This window comes from Streptomyces sp. NPDC029164 (assembly GCF_055563995.1).
In genome coordinates this window covers 1-17,487 of record NZ_JBVHWW010000048.1, presented here as the reverse complement: position 1 = coordinate 17,487, position 17,487 = coordinate 1, and the positions used below count along the sequence as shown (strand labels likewise).

The 17,487-nt window shown below is 71.3% G+C and carries 14 protein-coding genes; 9 read left to right on the top strand and 5 right to left on the bottom strand.

Features of this window, described 5'->3' with window-relative positions; genetic code table 11:
• Positions 1 to 264 precede the first annotated feature (264 nt).
• Genes ACZ4VT_RS33720 through nirD form a run of 3 tightly spaced genes read left to right on the top strand, consistent with a single transcriptional unit; the run spans position 265 to position 4,566 of the window.
• Positions 265 to 1,710: an NAD(P)/FAD-dependent oxidoreductase gene (locus ACZ4VT_RS33720; RefSeq protein WP_467955207.1), complete on the top strand. Its 1,446-nt coding sequence runs from the start codon at positions 265 to 267 to the stop codon at positions 1,708 to 1,710.
• Between the two features lies 1 nt (position 1,711).
• Positions 1,712 to 4,237, top strand: a complete 2,526-nt coding sequence (gene nirB, locus ACZ4VT_RS33715) for a nitrite reductase large subunit NirB (protein WP_467955206.1) — start codon at positions 1,712 to 1,714, stop codon at positions 4,235 to 4,237.
• Positions 4,234 to 4,566 carry a nitrite reductase small subunit NirD gene (gene nirD, locus ACZ4VT_RS33710; RefSeq protein ID WP_030711012.1) on the top strand — a complete coding sequence of 111 codons (333 nt, stop codon included), beginning with the start codon at positions 4,234 to 4,236 and terminating at the stop codon, positions 4,564 to 4,566. Before nirB ends, nirD begins: the two co-directional genes overlap by 4 nt.
• Before the next feature lie 15 nt (positions 4,567 to 4,581).
• Here nirD and ACZ4VT_RS33705 read toward each other — a convergent pair whose 3' ends face one another.
• Positions 4,582 to 4,995, bottom strand: a complete 414-nt coding sequence (locus ACZ4VT_RS33705) for a VOC family protein (RefSeq protein WP_362811817.1) — start codon at positions 4,993 to 4,995, stop codon at positions 4,582 to 4,584.
• A 301-nt stretch (positions 4,996 to 5,296) separates the two neighbouring features.
• Between ACZ4VT_RS33705 and ACZ4VT_RS33700 the strand changes: the two genes are divergently transcribed.
• Positions 5,297 to 6,457 (top strand): alkaline phosphatase PhoX, encoded by a 1,161-nt coding sequence (locus ACZ4VT_RS33700; protein ID WP_467955205.1) that lies wholly within the window; start codon positions 5,297 to 5,299, stop codon positions 6,455 to 6,457.
• A 269-nt stretch (positions 6,458 to 6,726) separates the two neighbouring features.
• Here ACZ4VT_RS33700 and ACZ4VT_RS33695 read toward each other — a convergent pair whose 3' ends face one another.
• The 3 genes from ACZ4VT_RS33695 to dusB all read right to left on the bottom strand — a co-directional run bounded on the left by ACZ4VT_RS33695 (position 6,727) and on the right by dusB (position 12,345).
• A complete protein-coding gene (locus ACZ4VT_RS33695; RefSeq protein WP_362811823.1) occupies positions 6,727 to 7,725 on the bottom strand; it encodes an ArsR/SmtB family transcription factor in 999 nt (332 codons plus the stop codon).
• A gap of 386 nt (positions 7,726 to 8,111) precedes the next feature.
• A complete protein-coding gene (gene ppdK / locus ACZ4VT_RS33690; RefSeq protein ID WP_467955204.1) occupies positions 8,112 to 10,820 on the bottom strand; it encodes a pyruvate, phosphate dikinase in 2,709 nt (902 codons plus the stop codon).
• A 364-nt stretch (positions 10,821 to 11,184) separates the two neighbouring features.
• Positions 11,185 to 12,345, bottom strand: coding sequence for a tRNA dihydrouridine synthase DusB (dusB, locus tag ACZ4VT_RS33685; protein WP_467955203.1), 1,161 nt, complete (start codon positions 12,343 to 12,345; stop codon positions 11,185 to 11,187).
• 34 nt (positions 12,346 to 12,379) lie between these two features.
• Between dusB and ACZ4VT_RS33680 the strand changes: the two genes are divergently transcribed.
• On the top strand, positions 12,380 to 13,828 hold the full coding sequence (locus ACZ4VT_RS33680) for an MFS transporter (protein ID WP_467955202.1): 1,449 nt from the start codon (positions 12,380 to 12,382) through the stop codon (positions 13,826 to 13,828).
• A gap of 33 nt (positions 13,829 to 13,861) precedes the next feature.
• On the opposite strand, the gene ACZ4VT_RS33675 is transcribed toward ACZ4VT_RS33680, so the two are convergent.
• A complete protein-coding gene (locus ACZ4VT_RS33675; protein WP_467955201.1) occupies positions 13,862 to 14,326 on the bottom strand; it encodes a MarR family winged helix-turn-helix transcriptional regulator in 465 nt (154 codons plus the stop codon).
• A 79-nt stretch (positions 14,327 to 14,405) separates the two neighbouring features.
• Here ACZ4VT_RS33675 and ACZ4VT_RS33670 point away from each other — a divergent pair, with 79 nt between their 5' ends.
• The 4 genes from ACZ4VT_RS33670 (at position 14,406) to ACZ4VT_RS33655 (ending at position 17,341) form a co-directional block, all read left to right on the top strand.
• Entirely contained in the window at positions 14,406 to 14,762 is a 357-nt protein-coding gene (locus ACZ4VT_RS33670) for a DoxX family protein (RefSeq protein ID WP_467955200.1), read from the top strand.
• A gap of 54 nt (positions 14,763 to 14,816) precedes the next feature.
• Positions 14,817 to 15,863 (top strand): aldo/keto reductase, encoded by a 1,047-nt coding sequence (locus ACZ4VT_RS33665; protein ID WP_467955199.1) that lies wholly within the window; start codon positions 14,817 to 14,819, stop codon positions 15,861 to 15,863.
• Between the two features lie 21 nt (positions 15,864 to 15,884).
• On the top strand, positions 15,885 to 16,478 hold the full coding sequence (locus ACZ4VT_RS33660) for a TetR/AcrR family transcriptional regulator (RefSeq protein ID WP_467955198.1): 594 nt from the start codon (positions 15,885 to 15,887) through the stop codon (positions 16,476 to 16,478).
• Positions 16,479 to 16,618: 140 nt separating this feature from the next.
• Positions 16,619 to 17,341: a VC0807 family protein gene (locus tag ACZ4VT_RS33655; protein WP_467955197.1), complete on the top strand. Its 723-nt coding sequence runs from the start codon at positions 16,619 to 16,621 to the stop codon at positions 17,339 to 17,341.
• Positions 17,342 to 17,487: the final 146 nt, after the last annotated feature.

Sequence of the window (17,487 nt, the reverse complement as noted above, 5' to 3'; positions counted from 1 at the left end):
GACCTTATGGAGCTGTCAGGTGCAGGGACCATCAATCTCCGGAAACTTGCGCAAAGGTTGAGCTTCGCCGGGCCGGAGCCAGGTCCGAAGCCACCGGAGCCGCCGGGTCCACACCGCCGTGAGAGCCCGGCAGCGGCCTCGGTGATCCTTAAGTCGGCCTTGAGGAAGGCCTCACCGACCCTTGACCCGGGCGCTGAGGTCGGCGTTCCGTCCGGGTAACAGGGGCGATGCGGCGGGGAAACAGCGGCCGCGCACGCTCGTGCCATGACCTCGAACCAGCGTGTGGTGGTGATCGGCGGCGGCCTCGCGGGCCTGCGACTCGCCGCGCGGCTGACCGGTGGGGCGGCGGTGACCGTCCTCGGCGAGGAGCCGCACGTGCCCTACAACCGGGTCCTGCTCGCGGAGGTCCTCGCCGGCCGCTACGCACCGGAGGTCACCGCCCTCCCGGCACCCGGCCCGGCGCTGCGCCGGGGCGTCCGCGCGGTACGGATCGACCGCGCGGACCGGACCGTACGGTGCGACGACGGCACGGTGGCGGAGTACGACACGCTGGTGCTGGCCACGGGCTCGAACGCGGTGCTCCCGCCGCTGCGCGGGCTGTTCGAGCCCGAGGGGCGGGACCTCCCGGACGGGGTCCACGCGTTCCGTACGATGGACGACTGCCTGGCCCTCTCGGCGGCCGTACGCCCCGGGGCGCGGGCGGTGGTGATCGGCGGGGGCCTGCTGGGCGTCTCCGCGGCCCGTGCGCTCGCCGCGCGGGGGGCGGTGGTGGTCCTGGCCCAGCAGGGCGAGCGCCTGATGGAACGCCAACTGGACACCGAGGCCTCCGCCCTGCTGGCCGCGCACCTGACCTCGCTCGGCGTGGAGATCCACACGGAATGCCGCGTCCGCGGCCTGGCGACGACCGGAGTTTCGCCCGCGGCTCGGTTGCCGGGGCTCCGCCCCAGACCCCGCGCCTCAAGCGCCGGCGGGGCCGAACGTGCCCCCGATGGCGCTGCTCTCCCCTCCGGCGGGGCTGGTCTTGCGCTCCGCGCGGTCCAGCGGCGCCCGGCGGACGGCATCAGCCAGAACCCGGCCCCGCCGGTGTCTGAGGCGCGGGGGCGCGGGGGCAGAGCCCCCGGCAGCGGCGCCGCGCCCGGGCAGCGGCGGGTCACCGGGGTCGAGCTCGCCGACGGCTACCGGCTGGAGGCCGATCTCGTCGTGCTCGCCTGCGGCGTACGCCCCCGCACGGGCCTGGCCCAAGCGGCCGGACTGGAGACCCGCCGGGGCATCGTGGTCGACGACCACCTCCGCACCAGCGACCCCCGCATCCACGCCATCGGCGACTGCGCCGAGCACGCCGGCCAGGTGTACGGCCTGGCGGGCCCCGCCCTGGAGCAGGCCGACGCCCTCGCCGCGGTCCTCACCGGAACACCCGCGCCCTACACCGGCACCCGCGCCCTCACCCGCCTCACCCTCGGCGGAGCCGAGAACGGCTCCCTGGACCTCGCCGCCTTCGGCGAGACCACCCCCCGCCCCGGCGACGACGTGGTCCGCCTCGCCGACGCCACCCGCCGGACCTACCGGAAGGTCGTCGTCCGTGACGACCGGCTCGTCGGCGGGGTCCTGCTCGGCGAGCTCTCCACCGTGGGCGCCCTCGCCCGCACCTGGGAGGGCGGCGAGTCCCCGCACGACCTGTTCCACCTGCTCACCGACGACGGAGGCCACTGAGATGACCGAGCCCCTGCCCACGATCGTGCTCATCGGGCACGGCATGGTCGGCCAGCGCTACCTCGAAGCGCTCGCCGAGCGCGGGGTCACCGCCACGCACCGGATCACCGTGCTCTGCGAGGAGCCCCGGCCCGCCTACGACCGCGTGCACCTGACCTCGTACTTCTCCGGCAGCACCGCCGAGGACCTGTCCATGACCCCGGCCGGGTTCATGGCGGAGCACGGCATCGCCCTCCACCTCGGCGACCCCGCCGAGCACATCGACCGGGCCGCCCGCACCGTCACCTCCCGCTCCGGGCGGGTGTTCGCGTACGACGTCCTGGTCCTGGCCACCGGCAGCTACCCCTTCGTGCCGCCCGTCCCCGGCAAGGACGCCCCCGGCTGCTTCGTCTACCGCACGATCGAGGACCTCCTCGCGATCGAGGAGTACGCCAAGACCCGCACCAGCGGCGCGGTCGTCGGCGGCGGGCTGCTCGGGCTGGAGGCCGCCGGCGCCCTCCAGGGGCTCGGCCTCACCACCCGCATCGTCGAGTTCGCCCCGCGCCTGATGCCCGTCCAGGTCGACGAGGGCGGCGGCGCGGCCCTGCTGCGCACCATCGAGTCCATGGGGCTGACCGTCCACACCGGGGTCGGCACCCAGGAGGTGGTGACCGGCGAGGACGGCCACGTCAGCGGCATGCGGTTGTCCGACGGCTCCACCGTCGACACCGACCTCGTCGTCTTCTCCGCGGGCGTCCGCCCCCGCGACCAGCTGGCCCGCGACGCCGGGCTGGACGTCGGCGAGCGCGGCGGCATCGCGGTCGACGCCCACTGCCGCACCTCCGATCCGCACGTCTACGCCATCGGCGAGTGCGCCCTCGCCGTGGACGGCCGGGTCTACGGGCTGGTCGCCCCCGGCTACGAGATGGCCGAGACGGCCGCCGAGGACCTGCTGGGCCGCGAGAAGGAGTTCACCGGAGCCGACCTCTCCACCAAGCTCAAGCTGCTCGGCGTGGACGTGGCCTCCTTCGGCGACGCCCACGGCGCCGCCCCCGGCAGCCTCGACGTCGTCTGGTCGGACTCCCGCACCGGCGTCTACAAGAAGCTGGTCGTCTCCCCCGACGGGGTCCTCCTCGGCGGTGTCCTGGTCGGTGACGCCGACGCGTACGGCCTGCTGCGCCCGCTCACCGGCAGCGTCCCGCCCGTCGCCCCCGAGCAGCTGGTGCTGCCCGCCGGGGTGGGCGCGCCCGTCGCGCTCGGCCCGTCCTCGCTCCCCGACCACGCCGTGATCTGCTCCTGCCACAACGTCACGAAGAAGGCCATCGCCGCCTGCGCCACCCTCGCCGAGGTCAAGAAGTGCACTAAGGCGGGCACTGGCTGCGGCAGTTGCGTCAAGGTGATCGGCCAGCTGCTGCCGGCCGCCGCCGACAAGGGGCTGTGCGGCTGCTTCCCGTACACCCGCTCCGAGCTGTACGAGATCGTCCGCACCCGGCGGCTGGCCTCCTACGAGCAGCTCCTCGACGGCCACGGCCGCCCGGAGGCCCGAGGCGGCGACGGCTGCGAGGTCTGCAAGCCCACCGTCGGCTCGATCATCGCCTCGCTCGCCCCGACCCTCGGCGCCAGCGGCTACGTCCTGGACGGGGAGCAGGCAGCCCTCCAGGACACCAACGACCACTTCCTGGCGAACCTGCAGCGCAACGGCTCGTACTCGGTCGTCCCGCGCATCCCCGGCGGTGAGATCACCCCCGACAAGCTGATCGTGATCGGCGAGGTGGCCCGCGACTTCGGCCTCTACACGAAGATCACCGGTGGGCAGCGGATCGACCTCTTCGGCGCGAGCGTGGACCAGCTCCCGCGGATCTGGGCCCGGCTCGTCGACGCCGGCTTCGAGTCCGGGCACGCGTACGGGAAGGCCCTGCGGACGGTGAAGTCCTGCGTGGGGCAGACCTGGTGCCGCTACGGGGTCCAGGACAGCGTCAGGATGGCCATCGACCTGGAGCTGCGCTACCGCGGGCTGCGCGCCCCGCACAAGCTCAAGTCGGCGGTGTCCGGCTGCGCCCGCGAGTGCGCGGAGGCGCAGAGCAAGGACTTCGGGGTCATCGCGACGGCGAGTGGCTGGAATCTGTACGTCGGCGGCAACGGCGGGGCCACACCGCGCCACGCCGACCTGCTGGCCCAGGACCTGTCGGACGCGGAACTGGTCCGACTGATCGACCGGTTCCTGATGTTCTACATCCGCACCGCCGACCGGCTGGAGCGGACCTCCACCTGGCTGGAGCGGCTGGAGGGGGGCCTGGCGCACCTGCGGGACGTCATCGTGCACGACTCGCTCGGGCTCTGTGCGGAGCTGGAGTCCCTGATGGCCGACCACGTGGCGCACTACCGGGACGAGTGGGCCGAGACGCTCCAGGACCCGGAGCGGCTGCGCCGGTTCGTGTCCTTCGTGAACGCGCCCGGCGCCCCCGACCCGACCGTGAGGTTCGTCCCCGAGCGCGACCAGGTCAAGCCCGACCTGGCCGTCCTGACCATAGGAGGTGCCGTCCGATGACCGTGGAACTGCAAGTGGCGCAGGGCTGGCTGACGGTGTGCGAACTGTCCTCGCTGGTCCCCGGGCGCGGGGTCGCGGCCCTGCTGCCCGACGGGAGCCAGGCCGCGGTGTTCGTCGACCGCGCGGGGCGCCCGTACGCGATCGGCAACCAGGACCCCTTCACCGGGGCGCACGTGCTCTCGCGCGGGCTGGTGGGGGCCGTGGCGGGCCGGCCCTTCGTGGCCTCGCCGCTGCTGAAGCAGCGCTTCGACCTGGAGTCGGGGCGCTGCCTGGACGACGAGGAGGTGGCGGTCCGGACCTACCCGGTACGGACCGCCGCGACCTCGTGATCATCCGGCGGACGGTCAGCCCTGGTCCTGGACCATGGACGGGTCCATCCACATGATCTCCCAGGTGTGGCCGTCGAGGTCGTCGAAGGCGCGGCCGTACATGACGCCGTGGTCCTGGGCGGGGCGGGGCTCGGTGGCACCGGCCGCCAGGGCCCCGTCCACCAGCTCGTCGACGGCGGTGCGGCTGGGGGCGCTCAGACAGAGCAGCACCTCGGAGGTCTTCGTCGCGTCCGCGATCTCCTTGTGGGTGAAGTCCTTGTAGCGGTCCTCGGTCAGGAGCATCGCGACGATGGTGTCGCTGATGACCATCGAGGCGCAGTTCTCGTCGGTGAACTGGGCGTTGAAGGTGTAGCCCAGCTTGCCCCAGAAGGTCTTGCTGGCCTCCAGGTCCTTGACCGGCAGGTTGACGAAGATCATGGTGGCGGACATCGGGGTCCCTCTTCTCTGGGGTGCGGTGCTCCGGGCGTGCCGCTCGGTGCTTTCGGGAGGTAGACCGAGGGGCCGGGAGAAACTCATCGCTCCCCGCGAAGTTTTTTCGGGCAGCGGATCCCGCCGTACGCGGCACGGCACGAAACGGCACGACACGGCACGTCCGGAGGATTGAACGTCGAGCGGTCGCTCGTGCGTAATGAGGAGTTGGCGCCCCGGCAACTGGCGCCTCCTAGGTTCCTCGACGCGTGCGACCCCGCACTCGACCGGGTGCGGGGGCCTTCCTCCCACAGGAGTGACCGTGGAACGTCGTACCTTCCTGCGCGGTGCCGTCATCGGCTCGTCGGCCGCCGCCTTCGGCGGCACGTTGATGCACGGGGCCGCCTACGCGGCGCCCGCCCAGCCCGGCGCCGGCCCCTACGGGGCGCTCGGCGCGGCGGACGCCAACGGCATCATGCTGCCCAGCGGCTTCACCAGCCGGGTGATCGCCCGCTCGGGCCAGACCGTCGGCGGCACCTCGTACACCTGGCACAACGCCCCCGACGGCGGCGCGTGTTTCGCCGACGGCTCGGGCTGGATCTACGTGTCCAACTCGGAGATCAACCCCTCCGGCGGGGCGAGCGCGGTGAAGTTCAACTCCTCCGGCACCGTCACCGGCGCCTACCGGATCCTCTCCAACACCCGGCAGAACTGCGCGGGCGGCAAGACCCCGTGGAACACCTGGCTGTCCTGCGAGGAGGTCGACCGCGGCTTCGTCTACGAGACCGACCCGTACGGCGTGAACGCGTCCGTGCAGCGTCCCGCGATGGGCCGCTTCAAGCACGAGGCGGCCGCCGCCGACCCGGTGCGCCAGGTGATCTACCTGACCGAGGACGAGACGAGCGGATGCTTCTACCGGTTCGTCCCGACCACCTGGGGCAACCTCTCCTCCGGCACCCTCCAGGTCCTCAAGGCCGGCACCGCCACCTCGGGCTCCTTCACCTGGGCCAACGTCCCCGACCCGGACGGCTCCCCGACCGCGACCCGCAGCCAGGTGTCCGGCTCGAAGAAGTTCAACGGCGGCGAGGGCTGCCACTACGCCAACAACACGGTCTGGTTCACCACCAAGGGCGACAACCGCGTCTGGCAGCTCAACCTCACCGACAACACGTACGAACTGGCCTACGACGACTCCCTCGTCCCCGGCGGCGCGGCCCCGCTGACGGGCGTCGACAACGTCACGGGGTCCTCGTTCGGCGACCTGTACGTCGCCGAGGACGGCGGCAGCATGGAGATCTGCGTGATCACCCCGGACGACGTCGTGGCCCCCTTCCTGCGGATCACGGGCCAGTCCTCCTCGGAGATCACCGGCCCGGCCTTCTCCCCGGCCGGCAACCGCCTCTACTTCTCCAGCCAGCGCGGCACCACCGGCAGCTCCTCCGCCGGCATCACGTACGAGGTCACGGGCCCCTTCCGCGTCTGAACCCCACCACCCTCCAGCCCCGCTGCCCCCTCCAGCACCTCCGCCCCCTCCAGCCCCTCCGGCGTTTGAGGCGCGGGGCCGGGGGCAGAGCCCCGCTCCTCCAGCTCCTCCGGCGTTTGAGGAGCGGGGTCCGGGGGCGGAGCCCCGCTCCTCCAGCCCCGCCGGCGTTTGAGGCGCGGGGGCTCGGGGGCAGCGCCCCCGCAACGGACCGGCACCCGCACAACCGGCCGCACCCCCACGGGCAACCCCGCAGGGGCGCGGCGGCCCCGTCACGACGCCACGGCCCCGCCCTTCAGCAGGGCGGCCCCGAGCGGCGTCACCGTGTGCAGCACCGCGTTCCCCCGCCGCAACGTGGTGACCAGCCCCGCCTCCCGCATCACACACGCGTGCTGACTCGCGGACGCCAGCGAGACCCCGGCCCGGCGGGCCAGCTCACTGGTGGTCGCCCCGTCCCCTATGGCCCGCAGCACCACCGACCGCGTGTGCCCCACCAGCTTGCCCAGGGTGCGCTGGCGCTGCTCCTCCACGGGCCGCGCCGCCTCACCCCCCGCGGGCGCCGAGGCCAACTGCGCCGCCGCCGGATAGACCAGCACCGGCGGCAGCTCCGGATCGTGCAGGGTCACCGCGGTGCGCCGGCAGAAGAAGGACGGCTGGAGCAGCAGCCCGCGCCCCCGCAGCCGTACGTCCCGGTCCACCGGGTAGTCGCACTCCAGCACCGGCGCCCGCCAGCGCAGCATCGGCGGCAGCGAGTCCAGCAGCTCGTCCGCGCCGCCGTCCAGCAGGGCCCGGCCGCGCGCGGCCCGCTCGGCCTCGATCTGGGCCTGGATGTGCGTCCAGTACGGCTCCACGGCGGCCCGGTGGTACGCGCGGAGCTCGCCCATGAGCCGCGGCAGCTGCTTGTCACCGCTGTCCATGAACTCCCGTAGCCGCGGCGTCATGGGCGCACCGGCGCCCAGCAGCTGCAGCTCGCGCCGCATGCGCTCGGGACGGATCCCGCGCAGCGCGTCGAGGCCCACGTCCCACCCGTACTGCCCCTCCACGGGGGTCAGGAAATCGGGGAAATAACCACGACTCGGTATGAGCATACCGAGCGTGCGTGTTTCACTATTCAACCTGCTCCGGGTTTCCGTACGCCATTCACCGAACAACCGGGCATCGCGCCGGTCTCTTAAGCGGTGAAAGCTGAGAATCGTTTCCCACAACGCATCGGGACGCCCTGCCATCCGTACGCGTGCCAGGTCCACTCCAGTGAAATGGATACGCAGCACCGAACCCCCACCTGTGCAACCGCAATCCCCCCGCCCCATGAGTATGCATGCCGTCACACGTTGTCACCACGCCCTTTCGGCCACAGTTGAAACCCCTTTCGGCAGGGGCGTGACAACCGAAATCCTGTACTCCGCCGGGCACACTCCGATGCGACCGAAACGCTCCGTGAAGGCCGTGGGGGGCTTTGCGGGGCCTGGCGGTCGGTCGCACCGGGAAGCGCCGACGTGCCCGGCAGAATGACAGCGGCGGTGGACGGGTGGGGATCCGTCCACCGCCTGCTGGCGTAAAGATTTGTTGAACAACGGAAATAGGCGCGCCCGCCACCGGGCAGTCAGGGAACCCGGGGGCAGGCGCGGTCTATGGGAGCCCTTGGCAGGGCCGGGGGTCAGCGGCTGTCGCTGCCCTTCGCCTCGGCGGCCGCACGACCGGCCTCCAGGCGCGCCACCGGAATCCGGAAGGGCGAGCAGGAGACGTAGTCGAGGCCGACCTCGTGGAAGAAGTGGACGGACTCGGGGTCGCCGCCGTGCTCACCGCAGACGCCGAGCTTGAGGTCGGGGCGGGTGGCCCGGCCGGCCTGGACGGCGCTGCGGACCAGCGCGCCGACGCCGTCCTTGTCGATGGTCTCGAAGGGCGAGACCCCGAAGATGCCCTTCTCCAGGTACGCGGTGAAGAAGCTGGCCTCGACGTCGTCGCGGGAGAAGCCCCACACCGTCTGGGTCAGGTCGTTCGTACCGAAGGAGAAGAACTGCGCGGCCTCGGCGATCTGGGCGGCGGTCAGCGCGGCGCGCGGCAGCTCGATCATGGTGCCGATGGACAGCTTGAGGCTGGTGCCGGTGGCGGCCTCGACCTCGGCGATGACCTGGTCGGCCTCCTCGCGGACGATCTCCAGCTCCTGGACGGTGCCCACGAGCGGGACCATGATCTCGGCGCGCGGGTCGCCCTTGGCGTTCTTGCGCTCGGCCGCGGCCTCGGCGATCGCCCGGACCTGCATCTTGAACAGGCCGGGGATGACCAGGCCGAGGCGGACGCCGCGCAGACCCAGCATCGGGTTCTGCTCGTGCAGCTTGTGCACGGCCTGGAGCAGGCGCAGGTCGTTCTCGTTGGCGTCCTGGCGGGACTCGGCGAGGGCGACGCGCACCGACAGCTCGGTGATGTCGGGCAGGAACTCGTGCAGCGGCGGGTCGAGCAGGCGGACGGTGACGGGCAGGCCGTCCATCGCCTCGAACAGCTCGACGAAGTCCTTCTTCTGCAGCGGCAGGAGGGCACTGAGTGCCTCCTCGCGCTCGCCGTCGGTGTCCGCGAGGATCAGTCGCTCCACCAGTTCGCGGCGCTCGCCGAGGAACATGTGCTCGGTGCGGCACAGGCCGATGCCCTGGGCGCCGAAGCGGCGGGCGCGCAGCGCGTCCTCGGCGTTGTCGGCGTTGGCGCGCACCCGCAGGCGGCGGACGCGGTCCGCGTAGGCCATGATCCGGTGCACGGCGGCGACGAGCTCGTCGGCGTCGTCGGCGCCGGCGTGCATGCGGCCCTCGAAGTACTCGACGACCGGGGAGGGTACGACGGGTACCTCACCCAGGTACACCTTGCCGGTGGAGCCGTCGATGGAGACGACGTCGCCCTCTTCGATGACCGTCTCGCCGACCGTCATGCGGCGGCGCTTGGTGTCGACGTCGAGCTCCTCGGCGCCGCAGACACAGGTCTTGCCCATGCCGCGGGCGACGACGGCGGCGTGCGAGGTCTTGCCGCCGCGCGAGGTCAGGATGCCCTCGGAGGCGATCATGCCGTCCAGGTCGTCCGGGTTGGTCTCGCGGCGGATCAGGATGACCTTCTCGCCCGAGCGGGACCACTTGACGGCCGTGTAGGAGTCGAAGACGGCCTTGCCGACGGCCGCGCCCGGGGAGGCGGCGATGCCGCGGCCGAGCAGGGTGGTCTTCGCGCCCTCGTCGAAGCGGGGGAACATCAGCTGCGCCAGCTGGTGACCGGTGACGCGCTGGAGGGCCTCGGCCTCGTCGATCAGGCCCTGGTCCACGAGCTGGGTGGCGATGCGGAAGGCGGCGCCGGCGGTGCGCTTGCCGACACGGGTCTGGAGCATCCACAGCTGGCCGCGCTCGATGGTGAACTCGATGTCGCAGAGATCCTTGTAGTGGGTCTCCAGCGTCGTCATGATCGTCATGAGCTGGTCGTACGAGGCCTTGTCGATGGCCTCCAGGTCCGCGAGCGGCACGGTGTTGCGGATGCCCGCGACGACGTCCTCGCCCTGGGCGTTCTGGAGGTAGTCGCCGTAGACGCCCGCGTGGCCGCTGGCGGGGTCGCGGGTGAAGGCGACGCCGGTGCCGGAGTCGGGGCCCAGGTTGCCGAAGACCATGGAGCAGATGTTGACCGCGGTGCCCAGGTCGCTCGGGATGCGCTCCTGGCGGCGGTAGAGCTTGGCGCGGTCGGTGTTCCACGAGTTGAAGACGGCCTCGACGGCGAGGTCCATCTGCTCGCGGGCGTCCTGCGGGAACTCGCGGCCGGCTTCCTTCGCCACGATCTTCTTGAAGTGCTTGACCAGCTTCTTCAGGTCGGCGGCGTCGAGGTCGGTGTCGACGGTGACCTTCTTGGCGGCCTTGGCCTCGTCGAGGGCGTCCTCGAAGAGCTCCCCCTCGACGCCGAGGACGGTCTTGCCGAACATCTGGATGAGGCGGCGGTACGAGTCCCACGCGAAGCGCTCGTCACCGGCCTGGGAGGCAAGGCCGGTCACGGACTCGTCGGAGAGACCGATGTTCAGGACGGTGTCCATCATGCCGGGCATCGAGAACTTGGCGCCGGAGCGGACGGAGACCAGCAGCGGGTCGTCCGACTGTCCGAGCTTCTTGCCCATCTTCGCCTCGAGGGCCGCAAGGTGGGCGCTGACCTCTTCGCGCAGCGCGGCCGGGGCCGTGCCGCTCTCGAGGTAGACCTTGCAGGCCTCGGTGGTGATGGTGAAGCCGGGAGGGACCGGCAGACCCAGGTTGGTCATCTCGGCGAGGTTGGCTCCCTTGCCGCCGAGAAGGTCCTTGAGGTCGCGGTTGCCCTCGGTGAAGTCGTAGACGAACTTCTGATCTTTGTTTTCCGACACGGGTCTCGACTCCTCGAGGCTCGGTGGCTGCCCTGACGGCCAGGAACATACCCAGATCGAAGGCTTCTGGGTACGTCCACTTGGTCGTCATGCGGCTGTAACCACCCGTGCGCCAGCAGATCGAAAGTAACTCATGGGTAATCAGAAAGTACGAAGAGCGTTCACCTCTCGAAGGAGAAGGGGACTCCTGAGGCGTAATCCCGCTCGGATGAGCGATCATCGATCCATTTGCATTCGAGAGTTGAACGCACAAAGGGTGGCACCCAGTGCCACCCTTTGAAAGTCTTACCCGTGACTTCAGTGCTCATCTGAGCGAAACCCTTCCCATGCGTGGCGTATATCACGCGCCACGGAGGGCGATTTGTCAGCCTCCGGAGGTGTCCAGTTCAGCGTCCTCGCTCACACCCGCGCAGTCGTACGGGTCCTTCAGCCAGCCGTCGGGCAGGACAACTCGGTTGTTTCCGGACGTCCGACCGCGCGGACCGTCCGCACTCTCGGGCCACGCCTGGTCCAGGTCCAGCTCGCTCAGATGAGCGTCCAGCTCGGCCAGGGAAGAGGTCACCGCGAGCTTCTTGCGCATCTCGGACCCGACCGAGAAGCCCTTGAGGTACCAGGCCACGTGCTTACGGAAGTCGATCACCCCGCGCGCCTCGTCGCCGATCCACTCCCCCAGCAGCTGCGCGTGCCGGTGCATGGTGGCCGCGACCTCGCGCAGCGTCGGCTTGTGGAAGTCCTCCGGGCGCCCCTCGAAGGCCGCCACCAGGTCGTTGAACAGCCACGGCCGCCCCAGGCAGCCACGGCCCACGACCACGCCGTCGCAGCCGGTCTCGCGGACCATGCGCAGGGCGTCCTCGGCGCACCAGATGTCGCCGTTGCCGAGCACGGGGATCTCCGGCACGTGCTCCTTGAGCCGCGCGATGGCGTCCCAGTCGGCGGTGCCGCCGTAGTGCTGGGCCGTGGTCCGTCCGTGCAGGGCTATCGCGGTGACCCCCTCCTCGACGGCGATCCGGCCGGCGTCGAGGTAGGTGAGGTGGTCGTCGTTGATGCCCTTGCGCATCTTCATGGTGACCGGCAGGTCGCCGGCGCCGGCGACGGCCTCGCGGAGGATCGCGCGGAGCAGGTTGCGCTTGTACGGGAGCGCCGAGCCGCCACCCTTGCGGGTGACCTTGGGGACCGGGCAGCCGAAGTTGAGGTCGATGTGGTCGGCGCGGTCCTCTTCGACGATCATCCGGACGGCCTTGCCGACCGTCGCCGGGTCGACCCCGTACAGCTGAATCGAGCGAGGCTTCTCGGTCTCGTCGAAGTGGATCAGCTGCATGGTCTTCTCGTTGCGCTCGACCAGGGCGCGGGTCGTGATCATCTCGCTCACGAACAGCCCCTTGCCGCCCGAGAACTCGCGGCAGAGGGTACGGAACGGGGCATTGGTGATGCCGGCCATGGGCGCGAGCACCACCGGGGGCTGCACGGTGTACGGGCCGATCGCGAGAGGCGGAGGGAGCGTGGTCATCCGCCCATTGTCCCGCATGCCGAGGGGGTGTGGCGGACGTAGCATCGGCGGCATGATCGAGCCGAGTCCCCGGCAGCGCATGCTCGTCCTGGCGATCTGCTGCATGAGCCTGCTGATCGTCAGCCTCGACAACACCGTGCTCAACGTCGCGCTGCCGTCGATGCGCCGAGAACTCGACGCCTCGGTCGCGGGCCTGCAGTGGACCATCGACGCGTACACCCTGGTCCTGGCCTCGCTGCTGATGCTGGCCGGCTCCACGGCCGACCGGATCGGCCGCCGCAAGGTGTTCGTCGCCGGCCTGCTGGCCTTCGGCCTGGGCTCCCTGCTGTGCTCGCTCGCCCCCAGCCTCGGCTGGCTCATCGTCTTCCGGATGGTGCAGGCGATCGGCGGCGCGATGCTCAACCCGGTGGCGATGTCGATCATCACCAACACCTTCACCGATCCGGCCGAGCGGGCCCGGGCCATCGGCGTGTGGGGCGCGGTCGGGGGCATCTCCATGGCCGCGGGGCCCCTGATCGGCGGGGTGCTGGTGGACACCGTGGGCTGGCGCTCGATCTTCCTGATCAACCTGCCGATCGGTCTGGCGGCGCTCGTACTGACCCTGCGGCACATCCCCGAGTCCCGGGCGGCCCGGCCGCGGCGGCCGGACCCGGTGGGGCAGGTGCTGGTCATCGCCCTGCTCGGCAGTCTGACGTACGGGATCATCGAGGCCCCGGCCGCCGGCTGGCGCTCGCCTCTGATCATGGGGTGCGCGGTGGTGGCCGTGGCCTCGCTCGTGGGGCTGCTGGTCTACGAGCCCCGGCGCGAGGAGCCGCTGATCGACCTCCGGTTCTTCCGGAGCGCGCCCTTCAGCGGCTCGACCGTGATCGCGATCAGCGCCTTCGCCGGTCTGGCCGGCTTCCTCTTCCTGAACACGCTGTACCTCCAGGACGTACGGGGGCTCAGCGCCCTGCACGCCGGGCTCTACATGCTGCCGATGGCGGCCCTGACCGTCCTGTTCGCGCCGCTGGCGGGGCGGCTGGTGGGCAGCCGGGGGCCGCGGATCTGCCTGCTGATCGCGGGCGTGGCGATGGCGGCGAGCGGGCTGCTGTTCGCCCTGTTCGAGGCCGAGACCTCCAACCCGCTCCTGTTCACCGGGTACGTGCTGTTCGGGCTCGGCTTCGGCATGGTGAACGCGCCGATCACCAATACGGCGGTGTCTGGGATGCCGCGTTCCCAGGCGGGCGTCGCGGCCGCCATCGCCTCCACGAGCCGCCAGACCGGCGGCACGCTGGGCGTCGCGGTCATCGGCTCGGTCCTGGCGGCCGGGTTGGCCAGTGGCTCCGACTTCTCCGGGGCGGCCCAGCCGGCCTGGTGGATCATCACGCTGTGCGGACTGGCGGTGCTGGTCGTGGGTGCGGTGACGAGCGGCAGCTGGGCCCGCGGGACGGCGGAGCGCACGGCCCGCACTCTGGAGGAGCCCGTCAGCCCGTCCGCGACGGCGGGTTCGCCGCGCGCCTGACCGCGAGCCCGGCCTTGGCCGGGCGGCCGGCCCCTACGGCGCCTGTTCGTCGCACTCGAAGTCCTCGGCCGAGGTGTTGACCCGGTCGAGGAGGCCGCGCAGGAGGGCGCACTCCTGCTCCGACAGTCCCGCGAACATGCCGCCTTCGACCTCGTCGAGGGCGGCGTTCGTCTTGCGCAGGGCGGCTTCCCCGGCGGCGGTGATGGCCACGTTGTGACGGCGCCGGTCGGCCGGGTCCCGGCGGCGTTCGGCCAGGCCGTCGCCCTCCAGGTCGTTCAGGATCCCGACGAGCACGCTCGGGTCCACCTCCAGCCGCTCGGCGAGCGCCCGCTGGCTGATGGGGCCGCCCTCCAGGTGCATCAGCGTCATCGCGTGCCGCGGGGTGAGCCCGGCGGCGCTGAGTGCCCTCTTCATCCGGGTCTGGGTGACCGCTCCGTGCCAGGCGAGCAGCAGGCCCAGCCGCTGCGGGGGGTGCAATCCGTCCTGATCTGCCGTCATGGTCCACATCGTAGCAATCGAGAAATGATTGCGTTGGCGATATCGTTGATGCTATTCAATGATTCCACATCATCGACCGTTGGAGACTCTCATGTTCATCGCCTACGCCGTCGTCGCCGGCCTGCTCGCCCTCGTCCTCGCCGCCTCCGCCACCTTCACCCTCCAGCGCAACGACCAGATCGTGGCGAGCATGCAGAAGGTCCGGGTCCCGGACGCATGGCTGCCACGGCTGGCCACGCTCAAGGCCGCCGGGGCGATCGGCCTGGTCGCCGGTCTGTGGGTGACGCCGCTCGGCGTGGCCGCCGCCATCGGCGTGACCCTCTACTTCATCGGCGCGGTCATCAGCCACCTGCGCGTCAAGGACTACGACCTCGCACCGGCGGCCGTTCTCGCCGTGGTCGCGGCGGCGGCCCTGGCGCTGCGGATCCTGGCATAACACTGACGAGTGACAGATGTTGAAATCTGTCAGCCGTCATGCCATTCTCGTTCCATGACGAAGAACGAGAACACCCGGACCCCCACCCAGCCCACCACCCTTGGCAGCACCGGCCCCTCCGTCTTCCCGCTGGGGCTGGGCTGCATGGGGATGTCCGCCCTCTATGGCGAGGCCGACCGAGCCGAGTCCCTCGCGACCATCCACGCCGCCCTGGACGCGGGCATCACGCTGCTCGACACCGGCGACTTCTACGGCATGGGCCACAACGAGCTGCTGATCAACGAAGCCCTGCGCACGGCACCCGCCGCGGCCCGCGAGCAGGCGCTGACCAGCGTCAAGTTCGGCGCGCTACGCACGGTCGAGGGCGGCTTCACCGGCTATGACGGACGGCCCGCGGCCGTCCGGAACTTCCTGGCCTACTCGCTCCAGCGGCTCGGCCGGGACCACATCGACATCTATCGGATCGCCCGCGTGGACCCGGACGTGCCGATCGAGGAGACGGTCGGGGCCATCGCCGAAGCGGTCCAGGCCGGGCACGTGCGCCACATCGGCCTCTCCGAGGTCGGCGCGGACACCATGCGACGGGCCGCCGCCGTGGCCCCGATCTCCGACCTCCAGATCGAGTACTCGCTGATCTCCCGCGGCATCGAGAAGGAGATCCTGCCGACCGCCCGCGAGCTCGGGATCGGGATCACGGCGTACGGAGTGCTGTCCCGCGGCCTGATCAGCGGCCACTTCAGCCGCGACCGCGCGCTGGCCCCGGGCGACTTCCGCGGCATGAGCCCCCGCTTCCAGGGCGACAACCTCGACCGGAACCTCGACCTGGTCGACGCTCTGCGCAAGGTCGCCGGGGACAAGGGGGTCAGCGTCGCCCAGACCGCGATCGCCTGGGTGCTCGCACAGGGCCCCCGGCAGGGTGTGGACCTCGTGCCGCTGGTGGGCGCCCGGCGCCGGGACCGGCTCGCCGAGGCACTGGGTGCCATGGACATCACCTTCAGCGCTGCGGACCTGGCCGCCATCGAGGAGGCCGTGCCCGCCGGCGCGGCGGCCGGCGAAAGGTACCCGGAGGCCCAGATGGCCCACCTCGACAGCGAGCACTGAGCTGACGGTACGGTCGTACCCATGCCCCCCGCAGCCGCCGAGCCCCTGACCCCCGAGCGCATCCTCGAGACCACCGAGGAGGTGCTGCGCCGCTTCGGCCCCACGAAGGCGACCGTGGTGGACGTGGCGCGCGCCCTCGGTGTCAGCCACGGCAGTGTGTACCGGCACTTCCCGTCCAAGGCGGCGCTGCGCGAGGCCGTCACGGACCGCTGGCTCGCCAGGAGCGTGGTCATGCTGGAGGAGATCACCTCGGCACCCACCGGGAGCGCCCCCACCAAGCTGGAGGCGTGGCTCGGAGCCCTCTTCGAGGCCAAGCGCCACAAGGCGGGTGCGGATCCGGAGCTGTTCGCGACCTACACCGTGCTGCTCGCCGAGAACAGCGGCGTGGTGGACGCGCATCTGGCCGAGCTGATCGACCAGCTGGCCCGCATCATCGCGGAGGGCGTCGCCGCCGGGACGCTCGCCGCCGAGGACGTGCCGGCCGCCGCCCGGGCGGTCTTCGACGCCACCGGCCGCTTCCACGACCCGCAGTACGCGGCCGACTGGCTCTCGCCCACGATCTTCACGGAGTTCGAGGCGGTCACCACGCTGGTCATCCGGGGTCTGCGCGCCTGACCCGGGCCGGCGGGCCTGTCCGGAACCGCCCGGTCCGCAGAACTTGATGATCATTTTGGGTGCGCTCGTCTTGTCCCTGCCGTTCCCCCGTCCCTACGGTCCCCCTACCGCACTCCATCAGGCTCGTTCCAGGGGGAACCTTGTCCACCCAAGCAGCACGACCCGCGCCTCCCGCCCGCTCGGGGGCCGCGACCGCCATCGGCTGGATCCTGACCATCGGCCTCAACGTGGTCGCGCCGATCATCACGTACAACACGCTCGTGGACGACCACGGCTGGAGCGAGTTCTCCGCGCTGCTCGTCAGCAGCGCCTGGCCCGTGCTCGACAGCGCCATCAGCGTGGCCTGGCACCGCAAGCTCGACGAATTCGCCGTGGTCACCCTGGTGTTCATCGTGATAACGGCCGGGGTCTCGCTCGTCGGTGACCCCTCGGCGCGCGCCCTGCTGGTCAAGGACTCCGCCGTGACCGGGCTGTTCGGGCTGCTCTGCCTGTCCACCCTGCTGGCGAAGCGCCCGTTGATGTTCTACTTCGGCCGCAAGTTCGCCACCGACGGCACTCCCGAGAGCACGGCCTGGTGGAACGGCCTGTGGCAGTACGAGGGCTTCCGGACCACGATGACCCGGATGACCCTGGTCTGGGGCGTCGTCTACGTCATCGAGGCCGTCGTCCGCGTCATCCTGGCGTACACGCTCAGCACCAAGACCATGGTGACCCTCAGCCCGATCATGATCTACGCGGTGCTCGGCGCCCTGGGCGTGTGGACCGCCCTGTACGGCAAGCGCTCCCAGGCGGAGGGCGAGCGCCGCGCCGCGGAGGCCGCCGAAGCCGGGGCGGCCGGGGCGGCCGGGGGCTCCGCGGCCTGACCCCGCCGAGGAAGACGAAAGACCGGTGGCGGGGGGGGGGGGGGGGGGGGGGGGGGGAGGGGGGGGGGGGGGGGGGGGGGGGGGGGAAGGGGGGAGGGGGGGGGGGGGGGGGGGGGGGGGGGGGGGGGGGGGGGGGGCGTCTTCTT